General features: G+C 71.8%; 22 protein-coding genes. 14 read left to right on the plus strand and 8 right to left on the minus strand.

Going from position 1 to position 25,480, the window contains the following annotated elements:
• Positions 1-63 precede the first annotated feature (63 nt).
• Positions 64-1,593: an aldehyde dehydrogenase (NADP(+)) gene (locus ACIQAC_RS00060; protein WP_402185542.1), complete on the minus strand. Its 1,530-nt coding sequence runs from the start codon at positions 1,591-1,593 to the stop codon at positions 64-66.
• 145 nt (positions 1,594-1,738) lie between these two features.
• On the opposite strand from ACIQAC_RS00060, the gene ACIQAC_RS00065 reads away from it, so the two are divergent.
• The 5 genes from ACIQAC_RS00065 to ACIQAC_RS00085 all read left to right on the plus strand — a co-directional run bounded on the left by ACIQAC_RS00065 (position 1,739) and on the right by ACIQAC_RS00085 (position 6,666).
• Entirely contained in the window at positions 1,739-2,512 is a 774-nt protein-coding gene (locus ACIQAC_RS00065; protein ID WP_402185543.1) for an IclR family transcriptional regulator, read from the plus strand.
• Between the two features lie 3 nt (positions 2,513-2,515).
• Positions 2,516-2,989 (plus strand): GNAT family N-acetyltransferase, encoded by a 474-nt coding sequence (locus tag ACIQAC_RS00070; protein WP_402185545.1) that lies wholly within the window; start codon positions 2,516-2,518, stop codon positions 2,987-2,989.
• Between the two features lie 169 nt (positions 2,990-3,158).
• The gene (locus tag ACIQAC_RS00075) at positions 3,159-4,487 is read left to right on the plus strand and encodes a sensor histidine kinase (protein WP_402185547.1); all 1,329 of its coding nucleotides are present in this window, start codon (positions 3,159-3,161) and stop codon (positions 4,485-4,487) included.
• Positions 4,484-5,152, plus strand: a complete 669-nt coding sequence (locus ACIQAC_RS00080) for a response regulator (protein ID WP_402185548.1) — start codon at positions 4,484-4,486, stop codon at positions 5,150-5,152. Before ACIQAC_RS00075 ends, ACIQAC_RS00080 begins: the two co-directional genes overlap by 4 nt.
• Positions 5,153-5,217: 65 nt before the next feature.
• Positions 5,218-6,666: a peptidoglycan D,D-transpeptidase FtsI family protein gene (locus ACIQAC_RS00085; RefSeq protein ID WP_402185549.1), complete on the plus strand. Its 1,449-nt coding sequence runs from the start codon at positions 5,218-5,220 to the stop codon at positions 6,664-6,666.
• A 91-nt stretch (positions 6,667-6,757) separates the two neighbouring features.
• Here the strand turns inward: ACIQAC_RS00085 and ACIQAC_RS00090 are convergent, their stop codons facing one another.
• From ACIQAC_RS00090 to ACIQAC_RS00100, 3 genes are all read right to left on the minus strand, one after another.
• Positions 6,758-8,215, minus strand: coding sequence for an NCS2 family permease (locus ACIQAC_RS00090; protein ID WP_402185551.1), 1,458 nt, complete (start codon positions 8,213-8,215; stop codon positions 6,758-6,760).
• Positions 8,216-8,350: 135 nt separating this feature from the next.
• A complete protein-coding gene (locus tag ACIQAC_RS00095) occupies positions 8,351-8,938 on the minus strand; it encodes a TIGR03086 family metal-binding protein (RefSeq protein WP_402185552.1) in 588 nt (195 codons plus the stop codon).
• 163 nt (positions 8,939-9,101) lie between these two features.
• Positions 9,102-9,533, minus strand: a complete 432-nt coding sequence (locus ACIQAC_RS00100) for a VOC family protein (protein WP_402185553.1) — start codon at positions 9,531-9,533, stop codon at positions 9,102-9,104.
• Between the two features lie 170 nt (positions 9,534-9,703).
• Here ACIQAC_RS00100 and ACIQAC_RS00105 point away from each other — a divergent pair, with 170 nt between their 5' ends.
• The gene (locus ACIQAC_RS00105) at positions 9,704-10,909 is read left to right on the plus strand and encodes an MFS transporter (protein WP_402185555.1); all 1,206 of its coding nucleotides are present in this window, start codon (positions 9,704-9,706) and stop codon (positions 10,907-10,909) included.
• Positions 10,910-11,256: 347 nt separating this feature from the next.
• Here ACIQAC_RS00105 and ACIQAC_RS00110 read toward each other — a convergent pair whose 3' ends face one another.
• On the minus strand, positions 11,257-12,420 hold the full coding sequence (locus ACIQAC_RS00110; protein ID WP_402185557.1) for a hypothetical protein: 1,164 nt from the start codon (positions 12,418-12,420) through the stop codon (positions 11,257-11,259).
• On the minus strand, positions 12,417-13,358 hold the full coding sequence (locus ACIQAC_RS00115; protein WP_402185558.1) for a 5-dehydro-4-deoxyglucarate dehydratase: 942 nt from the start codon (positions 13,356-13,358) through the stop codon (positions 12,417-12,419). The genes ACIQAC_RS00110 and ACIQAC_RS00115 overlap by 4 nt, the downstream gene beginning before the upstream one ends.
• Before the next feature lie 222 nt (positions 13,359-13,580).
• Between ACIQAC_RS00115 and ACIQAC_RS00120 the strand changes: the two genes are divergently transcribed.
• The 7 genes from ACIQAC_RS00120 to ACIQAC_RS00150 all read left to right on the plus strand — a co-directional run bounded on the left by ACIQAC_RS00120 (position 13,581) and on the right by ACIQAC_RS00150 (position 21,075).
• Positions 13,581-14,405, plus strand: a complete 825-nt coding sequence (locus ACIQAC_RS00120; RefSeq protein ID WP_402185560.1) for an NAD-dependent epimerase/dehydratase family protein — start codon at positions 13,581-13,583, stop codon at positions 14,403-14,405.
• A 274-nt stretch (positions 14,406-14,679) separates the two neighbouring features.
• A complete protein-coding gene (locus ACIQAC_RS00125) occupies positions 14,680-15,450 on the plus strand; it encodes a DeoR/GlpR family DNA-binding transcription regulator (RefSeq protein ID WP_402185561.1) in 771 nt (256 codons plus the stop codon).
• Positions 15,451-15,550: 100 nt separating this feature from the next.
• Positions 15,551-16,924 (plus strand): ABC transporter substrate-binding protein, encoded by a 1,374-nt coding sequence (locus ACIQAC_RS00130; protein WP_402185563.1) that lies wholly within the window; start codon positions 15,551-15,553, stop codon positions 16,922-16,924.
• Positions 16,921-17,862: a carbohydrate ABC transporter permease gene (locus ACIQAC_RS00135; protein WP_402185564.1), complete on the plus strand. Its 942-nt coding sequence runs from the start codon at positions 16,921-16,923 to the stop codon at positions 17,860-17,862. The genes ACIQAC_RS00130 and ACIQAC_RS00135 overlap by 4 nt, the downstream gene beginning before the upstream one ends.
• Positions 17,859-18,704, plus strand: a complete 846-nt coding sequence (locus tag ACIQAC_RS00140) for a carbohydrate ABC transporter permease (protein ID WP_402185566.1) — start codon at positions 17,859-17,861, stop codon at positions 18,702-18,704. Before ACIQAC_RS00135 ends, ACIQAC_RS00140 begins: the two co-directional genes overlap by 4 nt.
• The gene (locus tag ACIQAC_RS00145; protein WP_402185567.1) at positions 18,701-19,690 is read left to right on the plus strand and encodes a zinc-dependent alcohol dehydrogenase family protein; all 990 of its coding nucleotides are present in this window, start codon (positions 18,701-18,703) and stop codon (positions 19,688-19,690) included. The genes ACIQAC_RS00140 and ACIQAC_RS00145 overlap by 4 nt, the downstream gene beginning before the upstream one ends.
• 158 nt (positions 19,691-19,848) lie before the next feature.
• Positions 19,849-21,075, plus strand: a complete 1,227-nt coding sequence (locus ACIQAC_RS00150; protein ID WP_402185568.1) for a TerD family protein — start codon at positions 19,849-19,851, stop codon at positions 21,073-21,075.
• Positions 21,076-21,662: 587 nt separating this feature from the next.
• Here the strand turns inward: ACIQAC_RS00150 and ACIQAC_RS00155 are convergent.
• Entirely contained in the window at positions 21,663-22,226 is a 564-nt protein-coding gene (locus tag ACIQAC_RS00155) for a TetR/AcrR family transcriptional regulator (RefSeq protein ID WP_402185570.1), read from the minus strand.
• 152 nt (positions 22,227-22,378) lie between these two features.
• Between ACIQAC_RS00155 and ACIQAC_RS00160 the strand changes: the two genes are divergently transcribed.
• Positions 22,379-23,449 (plus strand): hypothetical protein, encoded by a 1,071-nt coding sequence (locus ACIQAC_RS00160; RefSeq protein ID WP_402185572.1) that lies wholly within the window; start codon positions 22,379-22,381, stop codon positions 23,447-23,449.
• A gap of 116 nt (positions 23,450-23,565) precedes the next feature.
• Here ACIQAC_RS00160 and ACIQAC_RS00165 read toward each other — a convergent pair whose 3' ends face one another.
• Entirely contained in the window at positions 23,566-25,146 is a 1,581-nt protein-coding gene (locus tag ACIQAC_RS00165; RefSeq protein WP_402185573.1) for a TROVE domain-containing protein, read from the minus strand.
• Positions 25,147-25,480: the final 334 nt, after the last annotated feature.

Below are 25,480 nucleotides of genomic sequence, written 5' to 3' on the forward strand. Positions count from 1 at the left end.
GGGCGCGGGGAACTGCGCGACAAGCCACAACGAACCCGCGGCTCCCCACCACCCCGAGAACGCCTACCTCTGCAACACCCCGTTGAACCGCCGAGGCAGCCCCAGCGCGTTCTCGTCCCGAAGCTCCACAGGAAGCAGCGCCTCAGGCGCCCCCTGATAAGCCACAGGCCGCAACCACCGCTCGATCGCGGTCCCCCCCACCGACGTGGACGTCGACGTGGTAGCCGGATACGGCCCTCCGTGATGCTGAGCCGCCGCCACGGCGACCCCCGTGGGCCACCCGTTCACGAGCACACGCCCGGCCAGTGGCGTCAACTCGGCAAGAATGGACGCCCCCACACCCTCCCCGGCAGCCTCCCCGGCGGACAGCTGGACCGTCGCCGTGAGATTCCCCGGCAGCCGCGAAAGCACGGCCGTCACCTCGGCGTCGTCCGCATAGCGCGCCACGACGGTGACGGGCCCGAAGCACTCCTCAAGAAGCAGATCGTGCTCGCCCGAGGACGCCAGCCGGACCGCCGGCACCGTGAGGAACCCCGCGCCGACGGTGTGCTCGCCGCCCGAGCCCGGCGTCACCGGCGACTCGACGTCGGGCAGCTGGGCCCGCTCGGCGACCCCGGCGACGAAGTTGTCCCGCATCCGGTGGTCGAGGAGCACCCCGGCGTCGACGTTGCTGACGGCGTCCGTGAGGGTCTTGACGAGCTGGTCGCCGGCCGCGCCCTGCGGGGCGAGCACCAGGCCCGGCTTCACGCAGAACTGCCCGACGCCCAGGGTCATGGAGCCCGCGAGCCCGTTGCCGATCTCCTCCGCGCGCTCGGCGGCGGCGGCCTCGGTGATGACGACGGGGTTGAGCGAACCCAGTTCGCCGTGGAAGGGGATCGGGACCGGACGGGCCGCCGCCGCGTCGAAGAGCGCGCGGCCACCCCGTACGGAACCGGTGAAGCCGGCCGCCGCGACCAGCGGGTGCCTGATGAGTTCGAGGCCGGCCTCGAAGCCGTGCACCAGGCCGACGACGCCCTCGGGGATGCCGTGCTGGGCGGCGGCCGTACGCAGCACCTTGGCGACCAGTTCGGACAGGGCCGGGTGGTCGGGGTGGGCCTTGACGACGACGGGGCAGCCGGCGGCGAGGGCGCTGGCGGTGTCGCCGCCGGCGACGGAGAAGGCGAAGGGGAAGTTGGACGCCGAGTAGACGGCGACGACACCCAGCGGGACCTTGTACCGGCGCAGGTCGGGGATGGGCGGGGTCGCGGTGGCGTCGGGGTGGTTGATGACGACGTCGAGGAAGGCGCCCTCGTCGACGATGTCGGCGAAGGCCCGCAACTGGAAGGAGGTGCGGGTGAGTTCGCCGGTCAGCCGGACCGGGCCCAGCGCGGTCTCCGCGTCGGCGGCCTCGACCAGCGTGTCCTTCGCGGCCTGGAGCCGGTCGGCGGCGGTGCGCAGGAAGGCCGCCCGGACGGTGCGGTCGGTGAGGGAGGCCCGGGCGGCGTGCGCGGCGCGGACGGTCGTGTCCACCTCCTGCGCGGTCGCCTCGACCGCAACCTGCTCCCGCTGCTTCCCGGTACGGGGGTCGACACTCCAGACTGGTGCTGCTGCCACCGCGGGTCCCTCCAGATGTGTAGCCGCATCGCAATGCCACAGTTACGTACGCCATCCACCAGGGCGTTCGATATACTGAACGCTGTCTCTGATGATGAACCGGTCCTCGGAGACTATTTCCCGTCGAACGAAGGGGTCAAGGGCGATGTCGGCAGGCGAGACGGGCGGCGGGGCACAGGTCAAGTCCGCGGTACGGACGGTGGAATTGCTGGAGTACTTCGCCGGGCGCCCCGGCATGCACTCCCTCGCGGCGGTCCAGGAGGCCGTCGGCTATCCCAAGTCGAGCCTCTACATGCTGCTGCGCACCCTGGTGGAGCTCGGCTGGGTGGAGACGGACGCGACGGGCACGCGGTACGGCATCGGGGTGCGCGCGCTGCTGGTCGGCACGTCGTACATCGACGGCGACGAGGTGGTCGCGGTGGCCCGGCCGACGCTGGACCGGCTCTCCGACGACACGACGGAGACCATCCACCTGGCGCGCCTGGACGGCACCAACGTGGTCTATCTGGCGACCCGGCAGTCCCAGCACTACCTGCGGCCCTTCACCCGCGTCGGCCGCCGGCTGCCCGCGCACTCCACGTCCCTGGGCAAGGCGTTGCTGAGCACCTACTCCGACGAGCAGGTCCGCAAGATGCTGCCCGAGACCCTGCCGGCGCTGACCGAGCACACCATCACCGACCGGGAGAAGCTCATCGAGGAGCTGCACCTGGTCCGCGACCAGGGGTACGCGGTCGACCGCGAGGAGAACACGCTGGGCCTGCGCTGCTTCGGCGTGGCGATCCCGTACCGCACTCCCGCGCGGGACGCGATCAGCTGCTCGATTCCGGTGGCCCGGCTGACCCCGGCGCACGAACAGATGGTGAAGGACGCGCTGTTCGACGCGCGCGACCGGCTCACCCTCGCGACCCGGAGGCTCTGACCGATGGACGTGGCACTGCGCCCGGTGCACGACAGCGACCTGCACGTGTTCTTCCGGCAGACCAATGACCCCGAGTCGCTGCGGATGGCCGCCTTCACCGCGAAGGACCCCACCGACCGGGACGCCTTCGACGCGCACTGGCGGCGGATCCGCGCGGACGAGGGCATCGTGAACCGCACGGTCCTGGTGGACGGCGACGTCGTGGGGAGCGCCGCTGTGTACGGCGAACTCGCGGCGCGCGAGGTGACGTACTGGATCGACCGCGCGTACTGGGGCAAGGGCATCGCGACGGCCGCGCTGCGGCTGCTGCTCGCCGAGGTGGTGGAGCGGCCGCTGTTCGCCCGCGCGGCGGCGGACAACGCCGGTTCGGTGCGGGTCCTGGAGAAGTGCGGGTTCCGGATCACGGCCCACGAGCGGGGTTTCGCGCAGGCGCGCGGCGAGGAGATCGACGAGGTCGTGCTGACGCTGGAGGGATGACGAGGGCACCGGGCTTCGGAGGGATGACGACGTCACCGCGCTTCGGAGGGACGACCGGCGCCACCGGGTCTCCCCCGCGCGGCGGATGCGGATCGTCGTCGCGCAGGACGCGCCGACCGCGTCCCGCGTGGCAGCGTGCACCCATGACCCCTGCCCCCGCCGCGCACTCATGACGTCCGCCCTCGCGCGCGTGCCCGCCGCCCGCGCCGGCCGGTTCCTGTGGGGGCGGCGGGCCCGGCTGCGCTGGGTCCATCTGATCCTCGGCGGCGCGCTCGCCATGCCGTACGTCTTCGTCGGCGAGGCGTTCGTCGGGCCGCTCACCGAGAACCAGGAGGGCTTCGGCTCGTTCGGTCTCCAGCTCTCCGCGTTCGCCGCCGGGCTGCCGCTCGCCGCGCTCACCTCGGTGTTCCCGGTGACCCGCCCACTGGCGTCCGGCATGGCCCGCGCCCTGTGCGGCATCGACGCGGACCTGCTGTCGCAGGCGCCCGCCAGGACCCGGGCCGCGAGGGGCCGCACGGCCCTGTGGTACGTGCTGCATCTCGGGTTCGGCGGGATCGTCGCCGGGATGTCGCTGGCCGTGCCGCCGTTCGCGGTCGTCCTGATCGTGCTGCCGCTCGTCGCCGGACTGCGCGACTCCCGGCTGGGGCTGCCCGAGGTGTTCGACGGGACCTGGGCGTTGGCGCTCGCGCCGGTCGCCGGCGCGCTGCTGCTCGTCGCGCTGGCGGCCTGCGCGGCCGGCTGCGGGGCGCTGCTCGCCCGCTGGGCGCCGCGGCTGCTCGGTCCCGGCCCGGAGGACCGGCTGGCGGCGGCCGAGGCACGCGCCGCCGACCTCGCCGTACGCAACCGGCTCGCGCGCGAGCTGCACGACTCCGTCGGCCACGCCCTCAGCGCGGTCACCCTCCAGGCGAGCGCGGCCCGCCGGGTCCTGGACAGCGACCCGGAGTTCGTCCGCGAGGCGCTCGCCGCGATCGAGGACACCACCCGCCGTACGGTCGGCGAACTGGACGCCGTACTCGGTGTGCTGCGCGAGGGCGACCCACCCGCCGGGACGGCTCCGGCGCCCACCCTCGCCGACGACCTGGACGGTCTGCTGCACCGCACGCGCGCGGGCGGCACCCGGCTGACGTCACACCTCGCGGCCGACCCGCGCGCCCTGCCGCCGGTGGTGTCCCGCGAGGCGTACCGCATCGTGCAGGAGGGGCTGAGCAACGCGCTGCGGCACGGGGCGGAGCGGGGGACGGTGACGCTGGGGATCACGGCGGCCGGGGAGCGGCTCGACATCACCGTCACCAATCCCCTCCGCGGCTCCCCCACCCGCCCGGGCGGCGGTCACGGCCTGCGGGGCGTCAGCGACCGGGCCCGGCTGCTGGGCGGCACGGTGTCGGCGGGGGCGGTGGACGGGACATGGCGGCTGCGGGTGCGGCTTCCCCTGCCGCCGCGCACATCCACGACGTACGAGCAGATCGCACCGATGCTCCCCGGGAAGGGACCCGCATGATCCGGATCGTCCTCGCCGACGACGAGCGTATGGTCCGCACCGCCCTGCGCGCGATCCTCTCCGCCGAGCCCGATCTGGAGGTGGTCGGCGAGGCGGCGACCGGCGCGGAGGCGGTGTCCGTCGTACGGGAGCGGCAGCCGGACGTGGTCCTCATGGACGTACGCATGCCCGAGACGGACGGGATCCGGGCCACCGAGCAGATCCTCGCCCGGCAGGACCCGCCCCCGCGGATCGTCGTCGTGACCACCTTCGAGAACGACTCCTACGTCTACGAGGCGCTGCGCGCGGGCGCCGCCGGTTTCCTGCTCAAGCGGGCGGACGCCGACTCCCTCGTCCAGGCGGTACGGCTGGTCGCGGGCAGCGACACCCTACTGTTCCCGTCGGCGGTACGCGCGCTGGCGCTGGAGCACGCGCGCGGGAGCGGCACACCGCCGGCCTGGGTGACACGGCTCACGGGACGTGAGCGGGACGTGCTGCGGCTCATGGCGGCCGGGCTCACCAACGCCGAGATCGCCGGGGAACTGGCCGTCGGCGCGGCCACCGTGAAGTCGCATGTCGCGGGGGTCCTGGCGAAGACGGGCGCCCGGGACCGGGTCCAGGCGGTCATCGCGGCGTACGAGGCGGGGTTTCTGAAGGACACCCCGGAGGGACCGTGGCGATCATGAGCGCTGGATGAGAAAACGGTGGGAAGGGAACGTTCCGCGCGCTTTCGCTCGTCCTGGAGAGTGGGATGAACAAGACGATCAGGCGAGCCTCCGTGTTCTCGCTGCTCCTCGTGCTCGCTCTGCTGGTGAGGGCGACCTGGGTGCAGTTCTACGACGGACAGGCCCTCGCGGACGACAAGGACAACCGGCGGAACGCGATCGAGCTGTACAGCGAGCCGCTCGGCAACATCATCGTGGGCGGTGACGCGGTCACCGGCTCGGCGAAGACCACCAGCGGCGACCTCGCGTACAAGCGGACGTACGAGGACGGCGCGCTCTACGCCGCGGTGACCGGCTACAGCTCTCAGGTCTACGGCGCCACCCAGCTGGAGGGCATCTACCAGGACCTGCTGGACGGCACCGACAACCGGCTGAAGAACGTGATGGACACCATCACGAACAAGCGCGCCAGCCCCGGTGACGTGGTCACGACGATCGACCCGGACGTGCAGAAGGCGGCGTACGAGGCGCTGGGCGACAAGCGGGGTGCCGCCGTCGCCATCGACCCGACGACCGGCCGGATCCTCGCGGTCGTCTCCACGCCGTCGTACAACCCCGACGAGATCACCACGGGCAACTCCGAGGTCTGGAACGAACTGACCAAGTCCGAGGAGAAGCCGATGACGAACCGCGCGCTGCGGCAGCCGCTGCCGCCCGGTTCGACGTTCAAGCTGGTCGTCGCGGCGGCGGCGCTGGAGGACGGGCTGTATCCGTCGGTGGACGAGAAGACCGACAGCCCGGACCCGTACCCCCTGCCCCAGTCCAGCGACGAGCTGACCAACGAGAACCCCTCGGCGCCCTGTGAGAACGCCTCGATCCGGGTCGCCCTCCAGTACTCCTGCAACAACGTCTTCGGCAAGATGGCCGTCGACCTGGGCCAGGACAAGGTGCGGGAGATGGCCGAGAAGTTCGGCTTCAACGACGCCGAGCAGGACGTGCCGGTGCGCGCCTACGAGAGCGTCTACCCGAAGGACATGGACGCGCCGCAGACCGCGCTGAGCGGTATCGGCCAGTTCGACGTCACCGCCACGCCGCTCCAGATGGCCATGGTGTCCGCGGCCATTGCTAACGGCGGCAAGCTGGTGTCGCCGCACATGGTCTCGCAGATCACCGACAGCAACGGCGACACGTTGGAGAGCTACGACGACCCGTCGTCCAAGGAGATCGTCAGCTCCTCCACCGCCGAGCAGCTGGAGTCGGCGATGCAGACCGTCGTCGACGACGGGACCGGCACGAACGCGCAGATCGACGGGGCGACGGTGGGTGGCAAGACCGGTACGGCGCAGCACGGTGAGAACAACAGCCAGACGCCGTACGCGTGGTTCACGTCCTATGCGAAGTCGGACTCCAATGACAAGGAGGTGGCTGTCGCCGTGGTCGTCGAGCAGTCGGACGCCGCGCGGTCCGAGGTCAGCGGAAACGGGTTGGCGGCGCCGGTGGCCAAGGCGACGATGGAAGCGGCGTTGGCGGACTGAGCGTCTTCGGGTGCGGGTCGCGGGGGCTGGTCGCGCAGCTCCCCGCGCCCCTTACCGGCGTGACGTCGACGGCGGTTCTCTGTGACCGTTTCTAGCGGACGCCCAGGAGCTGTTCGACCGGGTCGATCGCGAAGTAGACCAGGAACAGGGCCGACGTGCCCCACAGGAGCCAGTGGATCTCGCGGGCCTTGCCGAGGACCGTCTTGATGACGACGTAGGCGAGGAAGCCGGCACCGATGCCGTTGGTGATGGAGTACGTGAACGGCATGACGGCGATGGTCAGGAAGGCCGGGATCGCGACCTCGTACCGGTCCCAGTCGATGTGCTTGACCTGGGTCATCATCAGGAAGCCCACCGCGACCAGGGCGGGGGCCGCGGCCTGGAGCGGGACGATGGTGAGCAGCGGCGTGAGGAACAGGGCGAGGGCGAAGAGACCGCCGGTGACCAGGTTGGAGAACCCGGTGCGTGAGCCCTCGCCGACTCCGGCCGCCGACTCGATGTAGGACGTGGCGGAGGACGACGAGGCGGCGCCGCCGGCGACGGCCGCGGCGCCGTCGATGAGCAGGACGCGGCCGAGGTTCGGGACCTTGCCGTCCTCGTCGAGGAGGCCCGCCTCCGCGCTGATGCCGACGACGGTGCCCATGGTGTCGAAGAAGTCGGACAGGATCAGCGTGAAGATCAGCAGGACGACGGTGATGATGCCGACGCCCGGCTCGTCGAAGGCGCCGAACAGACTGAAGTCGCCGATCAGCCCGAAGTCGGGGGTGTCGACGAGCTTGTCGGGCCACTCGGGGGTGGTGAGACCCCAGCTCTTCACGTCGGCGGCCGAGTTGATGATGAGCGCCACGACCGTCATGGCGACGATGCTGATCAGGATCGCGCCCTTGACCTTGCGGGCGAGCAGCGCGACGGTCAGCAGCACGCCGAGGCAGAAGACGAGGACCGGCCACCCGGCGAGGGATCCGGAACCGCCGAGCTGTACGGGCACGGTGGTGTTGGCGGCGTCCGGGATCCGGGTGACGAATCCCGCGTCGACAAAGCCGATGAAGGCGATGAAGAGGCCGATGCCCACGCTGATCGCCTGCTTGAGCGGCTGCGGGATGGCGTGCATCACCGCCTCGCGCAGGCCGGTGACGACGAGGACGCAGATCAGCAGTCCTTCGAGGACGATCAGGCCCATCGCGTCGTCCCAGCTCATCAGCGGGGCGATCTGGAAGGCGACGACCGCGTTGAGACCGAGTCCGGCGGCGAGCGCGAGCGGCAGATTGCCGCCGACGCCCATGATGACGGTCATCACGGCGGCGACCAGGGCGGTGGCGGTGCTGAGTTGGACGGCGTCGAGGTGGGCACCGTACTTGTCCTCGGCGCTGCCCAGGATGATCGGGTTCAGCACGAGGATGTAGGCCATGGTGAAGAAGGTGGCGAAGCCGCCGCGAATCTCACGGCCGAAGGTGGATCCCCGCTCGGAGATCCGGAAGAACCGGTCGACTCCGTTCCCCGGCGTCGGTACGGGACTTGGCCGGTCGGCCACCTTCTGTGAATCGGACATGGCGGGAACTCCTGGGTGCCGGACGATCGATGACCAGATGCCGGCTGAATTCTTCCGCTGTCATGACACGTTCAGGTTTTCCCCGGGTAACGACCCGAACCGGGCACCGCACGGGACCGTCGAAACGCCCGCCCCCTAGGGCTTCCAGGCCGGGTCGCGGCCGCTCAGGCCCACCGCGCGGTCCAGCAGCGGCGCGTCCTCCGGTACCGGCACCACCGGGCCGAACAGCCCCTCGCCGCGGTCGGGTTCGTCGGCGGCGGCGAGCAGGAAGAGGTGCGCGGCGCGCAGGGCGGCCGGGTCGGGCTCGTAGGGCTGGCCGGTGGCGCGGGCCAGGTCCCAGGCGTGGATGACCAGTTCGTCGACGGCGACGGTCCCGGCGATGTGGCCCGGCAGGTCGAGGCCGCCCGCGCGGGTCATGCCGGTCCAGGCGGCGGGATCGCGCCAGGCCTCGGCGAGTTCGTCGAGGACCACCGGCAGTTCCTCGCGCCAGCCGGGCGCGATGTCCGGTTCGGTGGTGCCGGGGTCGGTGTCGGTGGTGACGCCCAGGTCCTTGCGCCCGGCGTCGCGGAAGGCCAGGGACAGCCCGGCGACATGGCCGAGTATGTTGCGCACCGCGCTGCCGGGGCAGGGGGTGACGTCGGCGAGCTGGTCGTCGCGGACGCCGGCCACCAGGCGGGCCACGATCCGGGTCTGCGGGCCGAGGTCGAGGGTGGGCTCGGGCATGGCTGGTCCTCCTGGTTTCCGGCACGGGATTTCTCGTCCGGAGGGTGGACCGGCGCGGGCGCCGGAACTCATCGCAGGCGTCGCGCCCGGCGTCCAGCGTCCAGCGTCCAGCGCCCAGATCTCGGGGCCCAGCCCTCGGGGCCCAGCCCCCGTCGCTTGGCCCTCAGCGCTCGGCGAGGGGCGTGGGCGCCTCCTGCACCACCCACCCGTTCCCGTCCGGGTCGCTGAAGAAGAGGAAGGAGTTCCAGACGTCCTCGCCGCGGCCCTCCGCCCAGCCGGAGTCGCCGACGTGCCGGACCGGCCCGGCCTCGACACCCCGGCCGATCAGGAACGCGCGGGCCGCCTCGATGTCCGTGACGCACAGCTGGAGGCCCCGGAGGGAACCCGGCGCCATGGCCGGCTGCCCCGGCGACGCGGGCATCCCGCTCTCCAGCACCACGGAACACCGCGAGCCGGGCGGGGTGAGCTGCACGAACCGCCCGCCTTTGAACTCCGCGTCGATCTCGGCGCGGAAACCGCACTGCTCGGCGTAGAACCGCTTGGCCCGGTCCACGTCGGTCACCGGCACGACGATCAGCTCAAGGGTCCAGTCCATCGCACAGCCTCCCTGGGTGACCCCGCCCGCTCTCCCATCGTCCTGCGGATACGCCGATCACACACGTGGGCGGACCTCAGACCGCGCGCCCTCGGGGCCCGCACCTCCCACCCGCCGTAGGGCATCTGCCCGATCCCCGCGCCCCCGCCTTAGCACCAGCATGACCAGGCATGACGACGACTTGGACGGCGCCGCGCGTCCTGCGGGACGGCAACGCGCGCCGGTATCTCGCCGCGGTGGTGGTCTCCGGTTTCGGCACGTCGGCGCTGTGGCTGGCGGCCGGGGTGTGGGTGAAGGAGCTGACCGGCTCGGACGGTCTCGCGGCGCTGTGCCTGCTGGCGATGTGGGCGCCGACGCTCGTGGGCCCGCTGCTCGGCACACTCGCCGACCGGGTCCGCCGCCGGCCCCTGCTGATCGGGGTGAACCTGCTGATGGCAGGCCTGCTGCCGGTCCTAGTCACGGTCGACTCGGCGGCGGAGGTGTGGCTGGTCCTCGCGGTCCTGTTCGCGTACGGCGCCGCCGGTGTCGTCCATGACGCGGCCGAGGCGGCCCTGGTCGCCGGGGTGGTCCGGCCGGAGCTGCTCGGCGACTTCAACGGGCTGCGGATGACCGCCACGGAGGGCATGAAACTCACGGCGCCGCTCGCGGGAGCGGGCCTGTACGCGGTGTACGGCGGGGCGGGGGTGGCCGTGCTGGACGCGGTGACGTTCGCCGTCGCGGCGGTCCTGTGCGCGGGGCTGCGGGTGCCCGAGGGGCGCCCGGAGCGGCCCGCGGCGGGCTGGTGGCCGCGGACGGTAAAGGGCGCGCGCCGGGTGTGGTCCCATCCGCGGCTGCGGCCGCTGGTCCTGGCGGGCGGTACGACGATGCTGTGCGCGGGGGTGAACGGGGCGCTGGTGTACGCCGTCGTCGAGGGGCTCGGCCGGGCTCCCGCGTTCGCCGGGGTGCTGGCGGCGGTGCAGGGCGCCGGTTCGGTGGCGGTGGGTCTCGCGTCGGGGGCGGGGCTGCGGCGGCTGGGCGAGGTCCGGTTCGCGGCGGCGGGCATCGCGCTGACCGGCGTGGCGGTGGCGCTGCGGGCGGTGCCGTACGACGTGGTGGCGCTGGTGTCGAGCGCGGCGATCGGGGCGGGGCTGCCGTGTGTGCTGATCGCCGCGCTCACGGCGGTGCAGCGCACGGTGCCGGACGCGCTCCTCGGCCGTACGGCCGCGACCGCGAGCACCCTGCTCTTCGCCCCGAACGTCCTCGGCCTGGCCGCCGGCGCCGCCCTGGTGGAGTCCGTGCCGTACGCCACGCTGCTGCTGATCCTCGGCCCGGCCCTACTGGCGACGGCACTCCGGCTGAGCCGAAGCGGCACGCCCCCGGCCGGCGTTCCGGCGTGACGCGAGCAGCCCCGCGGCCGCCGGTGTCTCAGCGGGCCCGCAACGCCTCCCGCACGACCCCCGGCCGACCCGCCACGCCCCGAACAGCCCGCCACCCCCTCAGCCCACCCGCAGCGCCACACCCACAGCCGACGATCCGCCGGGCCCGCAGTGGCACACGGCGGACCCCCCAGGGGCGCGGGGAACTGCGCGACCAGCCCTCACCGGACCGCACCCGGCATGCGGACGCACGCTGCCCCTCTAGGGGGCGCGGGGAACTGCGCAAACCGCTCCCACCCACCCGCAAGCGACCGGCCTCAACGCGTCGCCAAGTCCCCGGCGCGCAGTGCCTCCGCCCCGCCGTCGCCTCAGCCCGCCCGCAGGGCCTCCCGTACCGCCGTCAGGTCTGCGTCCGATGCCAGTCCGGCGTGGTAGAGCCGCAGTTCCGTCGCGCCCAGGTCCCGGGCGCGGGCCGCGTCCTCGGCGAGGTGGGCGGGGTGGCCGCCCATGCCGGAGACGACCGTGAAGTTCGCGGCGAGGACGGTGTCCGGTCCCGCGTGCTCCGCGAACGGGGTGAGCAGGCCCGCACCGCCCGTGCAGGGCACGACCACACCGTCGGCGACGGAGAGGATGTGCGCGGGGTCCACGCCGACGTTGGCGCCGCAGTGGTAGGATACCGGGTCCGCGTGCAGCAGGATCCGGAAGCCGGCCGGGGCGGCGGCGCGGACGGCCGCGACGGCCGCCTCCTGGAGGGTGCGGGCGGTGCGGTCGCGCCACGCGCGCGTGGCGGTCGCCGGGGCCCCGCCGAGCAGCTTCTCGACACCCGCCCAGGCCCCGTCCGAGGGCGCGCCCCGCCAGACCGGCTCCAGCCCGGCACGCACGGCGGCGGCCAGCTCGTCGGCGTCCAGGCCCTCCTCGCCGTAGCCCGCGCGGCAGGCGGCGCAGAAGCACAGGGACATCAGGTACTGGCCCGCGTCCCCGAGCCCGACCCCGCCGATCTTGTCGTGGGCGTGCAGATGGGCGAGGCCGTACCAGCCGAGGGACTCCAGTTCGGTGCCCTGCGCGCCGGGCCGTACGGCGGCCTCGGCGGCGAGGTCGACGAGGTAGGCGCGGGTGGCGGGCTGGGCGATGCAGGGCGCCCAGGGGTAGCGGTCGCCGTAGGCGTTGACGACCGAGGTGTGCGGGTGTTCGGCGCCGAGGCGGGAGTTGTGCGCGAGGACGACCCAGGTGTACACCTCCAGACCGGCGCCGGTGAGGGCCTGCGCGGCCTCGCCGAAGGCGTCGCCGGGGGCCCAGTCGCCGGCGGTGTACGGGCGCAGCTCGCGGCCCGCCCACTGGTCACCCGGCGGGTAGAGCACGGCCGCGTGGGCGGCGGTGACGACGCGGTGGCGCGGGTGGCGGGGGGTCAGCGCGCGGGTGGAGTGGTAGGCGGAGGCGAGGGTCGCCCGGTGTACGCCGAGGCCGGCGATGGCCGGCGCGGCCCCGGGGTCGCCGTTGACGTCCCAGGGGTAGACGAAGGCGGACGCCGTCACTCGCCCTCCTCAAGGAGTGCGTGGCCGCGCTCGATGATCTCGGCGAGCTGCTTGATGTGCTCCTCGGTCGGCTCGTGCAACGGCGGCCGCACCTCGCCGACGTCCAGGCCGCGCAGCCGGACGCCCGCCTTGACCAGGGAGACGGCGTAGCCGCGGCCCTGGGCACGCAGTTCGACGAACGGCTTGTAGAAGCCGTCCAGGATGCGGTGGGCGGTACCGAGGTCGCCGGTTTCGAGGGCGCGGTAGAAGCCGAGCGCGATCTCGGGGGCGAAGCAGAAGACGGCCGACGAGTAGAGGTCGATGCCGATGCCGCGGTAGGCGAGCTGGGTCTGCTCGGCGGTCGGCAGGCCGTTGAAGTAGAGGAACTCGCCGGGGACCTCCAGGCGTACGGCGCTGACGATCCGCTGCATCAGGTCCAGGTCGCCGAGCCCGTCCTTGAAGCCGATGATCCCGTCGGTGCGGGCCAGTTCGACGGCCGACTCGGGGGTGAAGACGGCGTTGTCGCGCTGGTAGACGACGACGGGCAGGTCGGTGGCCGCGGCGATCTCCCGGTAGTGCCGCAGCAGTCCCTCCTGCCCGGCGACGACGAGGTAGGGCGGCATGGCGAGCAGCCCGTCCGCGCCGGCGCCGGCGGCGAGCCGGGCGTAGCGCACGGCGAGGGCGGTGCCGTAGCCGGCGCCCGCCACGACCGGCACCCGTCCGGCCGTCTCCTCCACCGCCGCCCGTACACAGGTCTCGAACTCCTCCGGGGTGAGCGCGTGGAACTCACCGGTGCCGCAGCAGGCGAAGACGGCGGCGGCCCCGGCCTCGACGCCGCGCCGCACATGGGTGCGGTACACGTCGAGGTCGAGCGTGCCGTCGGGGCCGTAGGCCGTGACGGGGAAGAACAGCGGCCCGCTGGGGGCACTGAGGCGGGCGGCGAGGGGCGCTGTCGTCACGGGCACTCTCCCAAGTCCATATTCATGATCTGCGTCCATGGTTCTGAACAAGTTCACGCTAAAGCGACCCACCGGGGCCGGTCAAGGTCGTCAACCCCCAACACACCAGCGGATTCGCCGAGCGCGCGTGACACTTGACGGAGAGCACCACAGATCTTTAGCGTGTCCATGAATGTGAATGCTGTCTACGCATGCGTTCGATGAAATCGAGGAGACCCGAGGATGCCCGCTCCCCGCACCGTTCTGCTCACCGGCGCAGCCGGCGGACTCGGCACCCTGATGCGGGGCCTGCTCCCCGCCCACGGCTACACACTGCGCCTGCTCGACGTGCGGCCCGTGGAGGGCGAGCCGGACGCGATCACCGCCGACCTCGCCGACAAGGACGCCCTGCGCGAGGCCGTACGGGGTGTCGACGCGATCATCCACCTCGCCGGGATCTCCCTGGAATCCTCCTTCGACAAGATCCTCAGGGCCAACCTCGAAGGCACCTACAACCTCTACGAGGCCGCCCGCGAGGAGGGCGTCCCCCGGATCGTCTTCGCCTCCTCGAACCACGCGGTCGGCTACACACCCCGCCCGCACGGCCCCGCGCCGCACGCGCAGGAGACGCTGATCCCGATCGACACACCGCGCCGCCCGGACACCCTCTACGGCCTGTCCAAGTCCTTCGGCGAGGACCTGGCGCAGTTCTACTGGGACAAGTTCGCCCTGGAGACCGTCTCGGTCCGGATCGGCTCCTGCTTCCCCGAGCCGGCCAGTGTGCGGATGCTCTCGGTGTGGATGAGCCCCGCCGACGGCGCCCGGCTCTTCCACGCGGCCCTGACCGCGGAGAACGTCGGCCACACGGTCGTCTACGGCTCCTCCGCCAACACCCGGCTGTGGTGGGACCTGACCTCCGCGCGGGAGCTGGGTTACGAGCCGCAGGACGACTCCGAGCCGTTCGCCGCGAAGCTGGTCGCCGACCAGGGCGAGCTGGACCCGGAGAACGAGGCGCACGCCTACCTGGGCGGCCACTTCGTGACGGACCCGCCGATCTGGCCGTACTGACGGCGGCACCCCTCGGAGCACCATCAACGGCAGGCGGGCACCGAACGGGCCCGCCTTCCGGCGTATTCGGGCGCGCGAGCCGCCCGATCTCACACCACGCGGGGCAACGGCCCAGGTCCGAGACGGGCACACGCGGCGGCAACCGGGCGTATACGGGCAGTATCGGGCCGCCAACAGACCTGGTGAGTGTCGCACGGCCGCTGTAGAACATCCTCCAAGGGCTCCACCGGGCCCGAACGGGCAGGACCGGTTCGACCAGAGGCAGGTGTCGCCAATGACGGCGAGGACGGCGGAGGAGCGCCAGCGCGAGATCGTGCTCGCGGCGCGCCGGGCCGGCTCGGTCGACGTCACCGCGCTGGCCGACGAACTGGGCGTGGCCAAGGAGACCGTACGGCGGGATCTGCGCGCCCTGGAGGACCACGGCCTGGTCCGCCGCACCCACGGCGGCGCCTACCCCGTGGAGAGCGCCGGCTTCGAGACCACCCTCGCCTTCCGCGCCACCAGCCATGTGCCCGAGAAGCGCCGGATCGCGTCGGCCGCGGCGGAGCTGCTCGGGGACGCCGAGACCGTCTTCGTCGACGAGGGCTTCACCCCCCAGCTCATCGCGGAGGCGCTGCCGCGGGACCGGCCACTGACCGTGGTCACCGCGTCCCTGCCGGTCGCGGGCGCGCTCGCCGAGGCCGAGGGCTTCTCCGTGCTGCTGCTCGGCGGCCGGGTCCGCTCCGGGACGCTGGCCACCGTGGACCACTGGACGACGAAGATGCTGGCCGGCTTTGTCGTCGACCTCGCCTACATCGGCGCCAACGGCATCTCCCGCGAGCACGGCCTGACCACCCCCGACCCGGCCGTCAGCGAGGTCAAGGCACAGGCGGTGCGGGCCTCGCGGCGGGTGGTCTTCGCGGGGGTCCACACCAAGTTCGGCGCGGTCAGCTTCTGCCGGTTCGCCGAGGTCGGCTCCCTGGAGGCGATCGTGACCAGCACGCTGCTGCCGACCACCGAGGCACACCGCTACTCGTTGCTCGGCCCACAGGTCATCCGGGTCTGAGCCCCGCACATCCACCGTCCCGACTCACCCTCCCTCCCCGAGGGGCGCCACCCCATCCCCCGCAGCGCCCCTTATGTCCCCATATCCTCAGGAGCGAACCATGCGAACCCAGAGCCGACGGAGGCCGCGAGCATCGCTCGCCATGGCCGCCGCAGGGACGCTGCTCGCCGCCCCGCTGCTCTCCGGCTGCTGGGCTGGAGCGGGCGGATCCGGCTCCGGCGGCAACGCCATCAACGTACTGATGGTGAACAACCCGCAGATGGTGGAGTTGCAGAAGCTCACCGCCGACCACTTCACGAAGGACACCGGCATCAAGGTGAACTTCACCGTCCTGCCGGAGAACGACGTCCGGGACAAGATCAGCCAGGACTTCGCCAACCAGGCCGGCCAGTACGACGTGGCCACCCTGTCCAACTACGAGATACCGATCTACGCCCGCAACGAGTGGCTCAAGGAGATGGACTCCTACGTCGCCGACGACCCGGGCTACGACGAGCAGGACATCCTCAAGCCGATGCGCCAGTCCCTGACCGGCGACGACGGCAAGCTCTACGGCCAGCCCTTCTACGGCGAGTCGTCCTTCCTGATGTACCGCAAGGACATCTTCGAGAAGGAGGGCCTGACGATGCCCGCCAACCCCACCTGGACGCAGGTCGCCGACCTCGCCGCCCGGCTCGACGGCGCCGAGTCCGGGATGAAGGGCATCTGCCTGCGCGGACTGCCCGGCTGGGGCGAGGTCATGGCCCCCCTCACCACCGTCGTGAACACCTTCGGCGGCACCTGGTTCGACCAGGACTGGAAGGCCCGGCTCGACTCCCCCGAGTGGGAGAAGGCCGTGAAGTTCTACGTCGACCTGGTCCGCGACCACGGCGAGTCCGGCGCCCCGCAGGCCGGCTTCGCCGAGTGCCTGAACAACACCACCCAGAGCAAGGTCGCCATGTGGTACGACGCCACCTCCGCGGCCGGCTCCCTGGAGGCCGAGGGCTCCCCCGTGAAGGGCAGGATGGGCTACGCGCCCGCCCCCGTCGAGGAGACCGAGTCCTCCGGCTGGCTCTACACCTGGGCCTGGGGCATCCAGAACGCCTCCCGCAACCCCGACAAGGCCTGGCAGTTCGTCTCCTGGGCGTCCAGCAAGGAGTACGAACAGCTGGTCGGCGACGAGATCGGCTGGTCCAACGTGCCCGCCGGCAAGCGCGCCTCGACGTACGAGAACGCGGACTACCGCCAGGAGGCCGCCGCCTTCCAGGAGATGACGAAGGAGGCCATCGAGGGCGCCCGCCCGGACGACCCCGGTGTGCAGCCGCGCCCCGCGCCCGGCATCCAGTTCGTCGGCATCCCCGAATTCACCGACCTCGGTACCAAGGTCTCGCAGGAGATCAGCGCGGCCATCGCCGGACGCCAGTCCGTCGACGCGGCCCTCGACCGTTCCCAGCAGCTCGCCGAGCAGATCTCCGAGGAGTACGAGGGACGATGAGCGCCACCACCACGGCCCCCGTGGCCGCACCCTCCGTGCGTACGAGCAAACCCCCGCAGTCGAACCGCATGCGCGCCTGGGCGACCCGCGCCCCGCTCATGCCGGCCCTGGTCTTCATGATCGTGGTGACCCAGCTGCCGTTCGTGGCGACCCTGGTCATCTCGTTCTTCGACTGGAACTCGCTGTACCCGGACGCCCGCAGCTTCACGGGCTTCGACAACTACTCCCAGGTCCTCACGGACTCCGACCTGCGCCAGTCGGTGTGGACCACGGTCCTGCTCACCGTCGCGGTCGTCCTGGCCAGCCTGGTCCTCGGTCTGGTCCTCGCGCTGCTCCTCGACCGGAAGTTCAAGGGCCGGGGGGTGGTCCGCACCCTGCTCATCGCCCCGTTCCTGGTGGTCCCGGTGGCGGCGGCGCTGCTGTGGAAGCACGTCCTGTACAACCCCGAATACGGCCTGTTCAACGGCCTGTTGCACTACGTCGGCGGGCCCCAGCCGGACTGGATCTCCAACACCCCGCTGCTCGCGGTCGAGGCGGCCCTGGTCTGGCAGTGGACGCCGTTCATGATGCTGATCCTGCTGGCCGGCCTTCAGAGCCGCGACCAGCAGCAGATGGAGGCGGCCCGCGTCGACGGCGCCAGCGACTGGCAGATCTTCCGCTACCTGACGCTCCCGCACCTGCGCCGCTACCTCGAACTGGGCGCCCTGCTCGGCTCGATCTACATCGTGCAGAACTTCGACGCGGTCTTCACCATCACGTCCGGCGGCCTGGGCACCGCGAACCTGCCCTACACCGTCTACCAGAGCTTCTACCAGGCCCACGAGAACGGCCTCGCCTCGGCCGCGGGCGTCCTGGTGGTCATCGGCTCCATCATCATCGCGACCTTCGCCCTGCGCGTGGTGTCGTCCCTGTTCCGCGAGGAGGTGGGCCGCGCATGAGCTCCGTCGCCGTACGCGTCCGCAAGCGCAAGGGCATCGGCCTGGGCCTGGTGGCCTGGGTGATCGGCATCCTGTTCTTCCTGCCCATCGCCTGGATGGCGCTGACGTCCTTCCACTCGGAGACCGACGCCGCGACCAACCCGCCGTCCTTCGGCGCCGCCCTCACGCTGGACGGCTACCGGGAGTTCTTCGGCGCCGGCGGCGGCGCCAGCCCCTGGCCCTCGCTGATCAACTCGACCGTGGCCTCGCTGGCGTCGACGCTCTTCGTCCTGCTGCTGGCCCTCCCGGCGGCGTACGCCCTGTCCATCCGGCCGGTGAAGAAGTGGACGGACGTCCTGTTCTTCTTCCTGTCGACGAAGATGCTGCCGGTCGTGGCGGGCCTGCTGCCGATCTACCTGTTCGCGAAGAACACCGACATGCTCGACAACATCTGGCTGCTGGTCATCCTCTACACCTCGATGAACCTGCCGATCGCGGTCTGGATGATGCACTCGTTCCTGTCCGAGGTGCCGATCGCGGTGATCGAGGCCGCGCGGGTCGACGGGGCGAACCTGCCGACCATCCTCGTACGTGTCGTGGCGCCCATCGCCCTCCCCGGAATCGCCGCGACCTCCCTGATCTGCTTCATCTTCAGCTGGAACGAGCTGCTGTTCGCCCGGGTGCTGACCGGAGTGGTCGCCGAGACGGCACCCGTCTTCCTGACCGGCTTCATCACCAGCCAGGGCCTGTTCCTGGCGAAGGTGTGCGCCGCGTCCCTCGTGATCTCCCTGCCGGTGCTCGCCGCGGGGTTCGCCGCCCAGGACAAACTGGTCCAGGGCCTGTCGTTGGGAGCCGTGAAATGAAGGCCGCCGTCATCGAGTCCGTGGGCCGGGCCGTCGTCGCCGAGGTCCCGGACCCGACGCCGGGACCGCGCGAGGTCGTCGTGGAGGTCGCCGCGTGCGGCCTGTGCGGCACCGACCTGCACATCCTCCAGGGCGAGTTCGCACCCAAGCTGCCGATCGTGCCGGGGCACGAGTTCGCGGGCGAGGTGGTCGCCGTCGGCACCCAGGTCACCGAGGTCTCCCCCGGCGACCAGGTCGCGGTCGACCCCTCCCTGTACTGCTACGAGTGCCGCTACTGCCGCTCCGGCCACAACAACCTGTGCGAACGGTGGGCGGCGATCGGCGTCACCACCGCGGGCGGCGCCGCCCAGTACGCCGTCGCCCCCGTGGCCAACTGCGTGAAGCTCCCCGAGCACATCCGCACCGCGGACGCGGCCCTCGTGGAGCCGCTGTCCTGCGCGGTACGCGGCTACGACGTCCTCCAGTCCCGCCTCGGCGCCCATGTGCTGATCTACGGCTCCGGCACCATGGGCCTGATGATGCTGGAGCTCGCCAAGCGCACCGGCGCGGCAAGCGTGGACGTCGTGGACCTCAACCCCGGGCGGCTGGAGACGGCCAAGCAGCTGGGTGTCTCGGCGGCGGCGACCAGCGCCGACGAACTGGAGCGACCGCAGGGCTGGGACGTCGTGGTCGACGCCACCGGCAACGCGGCGGCGATCCAGGACGGCCTGGACCGGGTCGCCAAGGCCGGTACGTTCCTCCAGTTCGGCGTCGCCGACTACGCGACCCGGGTCACCATCGACCCGTACCGGATCTACAACCAGGAGATCACCATCACCGGCTCCATGGCCGTGCTGCACAGCTTCGAGCGCGCGGCGGAGCTGTTCGCGAACGGGGTCCTGGACCCGGACGTCTTCATCAGCGACCGGCTGCCCCTGGAGCAGTACCCGCAGGCACTGAACCAGTTCGCGTCCGGCATCGGCCGGAAGATCGTGGTCGTGCCGTAGGGCACACCCCGGGTTCCGGGCCGCCGCCTCCCCGTTGCCGATCGGGGAGGCGACGGCCCGGCGGACGCGGTGCGCGCGCCGCGACCGGGGATGACCCGATCGGCCGTCTGGTAAGGGAACGGTAAAACGCACTCGCTCGTTCACGGGTCATGACAGCTATGACCCCCGGCTCGAACATCCCTCTTCCCGCCGCGCGCGTGACGGTGGACGTCGCCGCCCCGGTGCGGCTCGACGTTTCGGGCCTGCTGCTCACCGCCGACGGCAAGGTGCGCTCCGACGACGACTTCATCTTCTACAACCAGCCCAACGGCCCCGGCGTGACCTATCGCTCGGGCGGCGGCAGCGCCCCCGACGCGATCACCGTCGACACGGCCGCGCTTCCGCCGGGCATCGAGAAGATCGTCGTCACCGCCAGCCCCGACGCGGCAGGCCAGACGTTCCAGGGCGTCGAGCCCACGGCCACCATCCGCGACGCCGGCGACAACAGCGTGCTGGCCACCTTCACGCCTCCGCAGCTCGGCAGCGAGACGGCACTGGTCGTGGTGGAGATCTATCTGCGCAACGGCGCCTGGAAGGCCCGCGCGGTCGGCCAGGGCTACGCCAACGGCCTGGCCGGCATCGCCACCGACTTCGGCGTCACGGTCGAGGAACCGGCCGCGCCGGTCGCGCCGCCGCAGCCGGTCGCCGCGCCCACGCCCACGCTCCAGACGCCCGTCGCGCCGCCCGCCCCTGCGGTGGACCCGCGGCTGGCCGCTCCGCCGGCGCCCGCCGCGCCCCCGGCCCCGCCGGCCGCCGCGCCCGGCGCAGGGAAGATCAACCTCGACAAGGGCCGCGTCAGCCTCCAGAAGAACCAGACCGTGTCCCTGGTCAAGGGCGGGCGCCCGCTGCTCTCCCAGGTCCAGATGGGCCTCGGCTGGGAGCCGGCGTACCGCGGCAAGGACATCGACCTGGACGCCTCGGTCATCGCGTACGGGCCGCAGCGCAATCACATCGACAGCTGCTACTTCGGCAAGCTCCAGATCGTGGGCGGCTCGATCCGGCACTCCGGCGACAACCTCACCGGTGAGGGCGGGGGCGACGACGAGGTGATCACCGTGGATCTCGGGCGGCTGCCGCAGGAGGTGACCGGTCTGGTCTTCACCGTGAACTCCTTCACCGGGCAGAAGTTCACGGAGGTCGCGAAGGCGTACTGCCGGCTGATCGACGCGGCGAGCGGTGAGGAGCTGGTCCGGTTCGACCTCACCAACGCGGAGGCGCAGACCGGGGTGCTGATGGCCAAGCTCATCCGTCAGTTCACCGGCGAGTGGGAGATGACGGCGATCGGCGACTTCGTGAAGGCCCGCACGGTCCGAAACATGGTCAAGCCGGCGGCCCAGGCGCTGTGACCTGACCCCACCACTCCGGACAGCCGCGCACAAGGGCGATGCCCACCCACCGCCGCCGCGGGCAGCCGCACCCGCGGGCAGCTGTGCCGCGGAGGCCGTTCCCGCTCACCCACCGCCGCCGCGGGCAGCCGTATTCGCGTAGCCGCGGGCAGTTGTGCCGCTGGGGCGGTGCCGACCGGAGGCGGTTCCCGCTCACCCACCGCCGCCGCGGGCAGTTGTGCCGCTGGGGCGGCACGGGTGGGCGCGGCGGCACCCCGTCGCGCCGGGCTGCGCAACGCCCCGCGGTCCAGCCCCCACGCCGGGAAGTGTGTCGGGTGCGGCGCCGTCGTGGCTTGTCGCGCAGTTCCCCGCGCCCCTGGGGGTGACGGTTGTCGTGACGGTGCGGCGTCGTCGTGGTCGTTCGCGCAGTTCCCCGCGCCCCTGGAGGGGCGTCCGTCGTCGTGCCGGTGCGGGCCGGTGGGGGCTTGGCGCGCAGTTCCCCGCGCCCCTGGAGGGGGGTCTGCCGTCGTGCCGGTGGGGGCCGGGCGGGCAGGTGCTCGCGCGCCTTGGGGGGTGGGCGCCGTTGTGACGGTGCGGGGTGTCGGGGGTTACCCCGGGTGTAGGCCCTCCATCAGTAGGCGCAGGTATCGCGCCAGGTCACGGCCGCCCCCGAGCTCCGACGCCGTGGCGAGCCCATGGGCGAGGCGGAGCACCTCCACCCCCGACACATCCCCCCGCAGACTCCCCTCGGCGACAGCCGCCCGCACCAACTTCTCCGCAGCCGCCTGCACCGTCACCCCACACACCGTCGCCGCGAACGAGTCCCCGTCCGTCACGGCCGACCCCAGCAACGCCTTCAACCCCCCGACCTGGATCATCCCCAGCCCGATCTCCCCCAGCCAGGCCACCAGCGCCTCACCGGGCGGCAGTTCCACCGCGATCTCGTCGGCCCGCGCCCCCAGCGCCTGGATCCGCCCCACGTACGCGGCCTCCAGCAGCGCGTGCCGGGTGGGGAAATGGCGATAGAGGGTCCCGGAGCCGACCCCGGCGCGCTTGGCGATCTCGTCCAGCGAAGCGCGCTCGCCCTGCTCGGCGAAGACCTCTGCCGCCACCTTCAGCAACCGCTCGTGATTGCGCCGGGCGTCCGCGCGCATGGACCTGACCTGCGCCATCCAGCCACTCCTCACAACCGGGGACCGTCCCCGCACCCTACCGGGGAGCGGACACCCACCAGGGCGGGGCGCCACACGTCAAATAGTGGAGGCGGGCCGTGAACCAGCCTGGATAGGCTCGCAGTTCGGTTGTTGGAGGAGCGGGGGAAGCGGTGTTCGGTGACCAGCACGTCGTCGGTGAGATCCAGGTGCCATCCGATTTGGGTGCTGTCGCCGATCTGGCGCCGGTGCGTGACAGTGATCGGCCCGTGTGGCTGGCGCTGGGCGAGGATGACACGATCACCCGGTGGGACATGGCAGCCGGTAGTCACGAGGCCGTCGGGGCCACCACGGCTTGGGACGAGTCCCATCGCGAGCCATGGACCGATTCCTTCGGGGTCCGCAGGCATCTGCATGCCTCCCACGACGGCATGTTCGCCGCGGTGGTCAACGACCACGGCCGCTATGGCCAGGTGGTGGACCTCCGGACCGGCGCGATCACTCTGGAGCTGGACAACGACGGCGAGGAGGAAGAGACCGTTCCGTTCTCGCTCCAGTTCACGCGGAGTCGTGGGCGTTGCGTCGTGATCCACCGCACGGCCTGCAACCGGCTGGATGTGTCGGACCCGCAGACCGGGGCGTTGCTGACGGATCGCCCGTCCCCCGAGTACCTGGACGCGAAAAGCGCGCCGCCGGAGCACTACCTCGACTACTTCCACGGTGCGCTGTACGTGAGCCCCGACGGAAAGCGCATCCTGGACGACGGCTGGGCATGGCATCCGATCGGAATCCCCGTGGTGTGGGATCTCGACCGGTGGATCGAGGGCAACGTCTGGGAGTCCGAGGACGGTCCGAGCCGGGTCAGTGTCTGCGACCGTGGGGACTACTGGAATCACGCCATGACCTGGATCGACTCGACCCGGATCGCCGTCGGGGTCCTCGGCCACGACGAGCGTGACATGCGACCCGGGGCACGGATCTTCGATATCAGTCGAACCGGCCAGAGCGAACCGCCGCAAGCGCCCGTCGTCCTGGAACTCCTTTCCTTCGAGGGTCCGGCCGGGCACTTCTTCAGCGACGGCACCCGCCTCTTCAGCTCTGGTGACACCGAGCTGGCGATCTGGGACCCGACCGAGGGAAAGCCTCTGGGCACCGTTCCCGACTTCTCCCCCACGCACTACCACCCGGGTGCACGGCAGTTCGTGCAGGTCACCGATGACGTGGTCCGCTTCTGGACCGCATGACCGACCGCGCGGACGCGGAACAGGAAGACGCGGAACAGATACCCGCCCTCGACAGGAGCACGGCCCGCACCCCCGTGAGGTGCGGGCCGTGGGCCCCGGCCATTGGCCGAACGCCGTCAGTGCTCCCACGGCCAGTCGGCGTCGCGGGCGGCCTCCAGCAGGGGCACCATGCGGAACGCCGCGTCCGAGAGACCGCCGAACGTGTGCCTGTTCCCCGTTCCGGACGGGCCGTGGCCCGCGCGGTAGCCGGCCAGGTTCCACGTGTACACCGGCACGTTCTGCGGGACCTGCTCGGTCGGGTCGCCGTGGTGGCTGAACGCGTACTGCTCGTCGGTGACGATCAGCACCCGGTCCTGCCCCCGGTAGTGCGCGCGGACCGCGCTGGTGGTGTCGGTGCCGCCCAGGTCGCCGAAGCGGCCCAGGATCTTCAGCACCGACTCGCCCCGGCCGAAGTCGAGGCGCCGGCTCGTGGTGCCGAACTCGACGAGATCCGCGTCCGCCGCCCGCAGCGCGAGCGCCGTACCGAAGATCGCCGCCGCGTCGGCCCGGTTGAGCTCCGAGCGGTCGGACAGCCGCGACCACATCGAGCCCGAGCGGTCGACCAGGACGAGGGTCCGGCCGGGCAGCGCGGGCACGTTGGCCAGCGAGTGGCCGAGCGCCTGCTCCAGCGAGTACGCCCAGCGCAGCGACGGGGCGTGCTGGTACGCGGCGAGGTAGCGGAACGGGAACTGCCGCGACCGTGCCACCTCCGCCGGGTCCGCGATCCGCGCCGCGACCCGCGCGGCCACCTCGTCCGAGACCCCGGCCTCGTCGAAGTTGCGCAGGTTGCGGACGAGGGCCATGGAGCCCATGGACGGGATGACGGCCTCCCAGGCCGCCCGGTCCATCGGACCCTGCAACCAGCCCGCCAGCGCCTCCCAGGTCATCCCGGCCGCCGCGAGCCGCTCGGCGCCGCCCTCCGAGGTAACGACGGCACGCCGCTCGCCGACGGGCAGTGCCATCAGCTCGCGGTGTGCGCTCAGCACCCGGTCCGACGCGGGCGGCACGGCGGTGTCCGGGTGGTGCCGGCGGTCCAGCGCGTACCGGAACAGCTCGCCCTGCCAGGCCTTGTCGGGGTCCGGCGACGCGTGCACCAGGTTGAGGATGTCGCCGAAGCGGTAACCCTTCGACGCCGTGTCGTACTTGAGCAGCGACTTGGAGCCGTACAGCCGGCGCGCGGCGTCGGCGATGCCGCGCTTGACGGGCTTGGGCACGTTGCGGCCGTACAGCGCGGTCCAGTACGCGAGCAGTTCGCCGGGCTCGTCGGGCCGCTGGAGTACGGAGTCGACGACCCGCCGGTTCGAGGGGCCCTCGGTCGCACTCGCGTCGAGGCGCGCCTTCACGTACTCGGCGGCGCCCACGACCGAGGCCGTGCGCAGGTTGCCCGCGCCGCGCAGCCAGCCGAGCAGGCCGGCCGTCCACGCCGGGTCGGTCACGGCGAGCTCGCGGACGAGCCGCGCGAACCGGTCGTCGCGGTCGTGGCCGGTCTCGTAGAAGGTCTGCTGGGAGACGAAGTTGGCGACGGCGAGCAGGAAAAGTTCGGAGCGCGCGTCGCGGGCGTGGCCGAGGCCGCCCTCGTAGGTGCGCAGGACCTGGCCGGTGGAGGTGACGCGGGACGTGGGACGGGCCCGCGCCGCACGCGTGTTGAATCGCGCCATGGTGAATTCCCCCCGAATTCAGAAACATTACGGAGGAAGACACAGCAAAGGGTGGGTGCCCGAGATCAGGGATCGGCGGCGGACTATCCGAATGCTCTTCCGGATTGAGCTACATCCACCAGAAGTGGATGACGGGATTTGAACCCGCAACCGTTCGATCCAATGAAGTAACCGCTGCCTTCGCACCGGGCACCCACCCCACAGCTGCGCCTCCCGAGATCAGGTCGGCGGCGGTGTCGGATTCTCTGCAAAAGAAGTAACCGCCGCCATCGCACCGGGAGGTGCGTGACGTTCTGATCTCACTGTAGGAGGCGCGGCCGAGGCCGGGCGAGTG

The sequence above is a fragment of the Streptomyces sp. NPDC088387 genome, from assembly GCF_044753385.1.
Lineage (GTDB): Bacteria > Actinomycetota > Actinomycetes > Streptomycetales > Streptomycetaceae > Streptomyces.

Bases quoted from the DNA above. Each gene is read 5' to 3' on its own strand.
- ACIQAC_RS00065 (WP_402185543.1), top strand. From the start codon at position 1,739: ATGTCGGCAGGCGAGACGGGCGGCGGGGCACAGGTCAAGTCCGCGGTA.
- ACIQAC_RS00070 (WP_402185545.1), top strand. From the start codon at position 2,516: ATGGACGTGGCACTGCGCCCGGTGCACGACAGCGACCTGCACGTGTTC.
- ACIQAC_RS00075 (WP_402185547.1), top strand. From the start codon at position 3,159: ATGACGTCCGCCCTCGCGCGCGTGCCCGCCGCCCGCGCCGGCCGGTTC.
- ACIQAC_RS00080 (WP_402185548.1), top strand. From the start codon at position 4,484: ATGATCCGGATCGTCCTCGCCGACGACGAGCGTATGGTCCGCACCGCC.
- ACIQAC_RS00085 (WP_402185549.1), top strand. From the start codon at position 5,218: ATGAACAAGACGATCAGGCGAGCCTCCGTGTTCTCGCTGCTCCTCGTG.
- ACIQAC_RS00090 (WP_402185551.1), bottom strand. From the start codon at position 8,215: ATGTCCGATTCACAGAAGGTGGCCGACCGGCCAAGTCCCGTACCGACG.
- ACIQAC_RS00095 (WP_402185552.1), bottom strand. From the start codon at position 8,938: ATGCCCGAGCCCACCCTCGACCTCGGCCCGCAGACCCGGATCGTGGCC.
- ACIQAC_RS00100 (WP_402185553.1), bottom strand. From the start codon at position 9,533: ATGGACTGGACCCTTGAGCTGATCGTCGTGCCGGTGACCGACGTGGAC.
- ACIQAC_RS00105 (WP_402185555.1), top strand. From the start codon at position 9,704: ATGACGACGACTTGGACGGCGCCGCGCGTCCTGCGGGACGGCAACGCG.
- ACIQAC_RS00120 (WP_402185560.1), top strand. From the start codon at position 13,581: ATGCCCGCTCCCCGCACCGTTCTGCTCACCGGCGCAGCCGGCGGACTC.
- ACIQAC_RS00125 (WP_402185561.1), top strand. From the start codon at position 14,680: ATGACGGCGAGGACGGCGGAGGAGCGCCAGCGCGAGATCGTGCTCGCG.
- ACIQAC_RS00130 (WP_402185563.1), top strand. From the start codon at position 15,551: ATGCGAACCCAGAGCCGACGGAGGCCGCGAGCATCGCTCGCCATGGCC.
- ACIQAC_RS00135 (WP_402185564.1), top strand. From the start codon at position 16,921: ATGAGCGCCACCACCACGGCCCCCGTGGCCGCACCCTCCGTGCGTACG.
- ACIQAC_RS00140 (WP_402185566.1), top strand. From the start codon at position 17,859: ATGAGCTCCGTCGCCGTACGCGTCCGCAAGCGCAAGGGCATCGGCCTG.
- ACIQAC_RS00145 (WP_402185567.1), top strand. From the start codon at position 18,701: ATGAAGGCCGCCGTCATCGAGTCCGTGGGCCGGGCCGTCGTCGCCGAG.
- ACIQAC_RS00150 (WP_402185568.1), top strand. From the start codon at position 19,849: ATGACCCCCGGCTCGAACATCCCTCTTCCCGCCGCGCGCGTGACGGTG.
- ACIQAC_RS00155 (WP_402185570.1), bottom strand. From the start codon at position 22,226: ATGGCGCAGGTCAGGTCCATGCGCGCGGACGCCCGGCGCAATCACGAG.
- ACIQAC_RS00165 (WP_402185573.1), bottom strand. From the start codon at position 25,146: ATGGCGCGATTCAACACGCGTGCGGCGCGGGCCCGTCCCACGTCCCGC.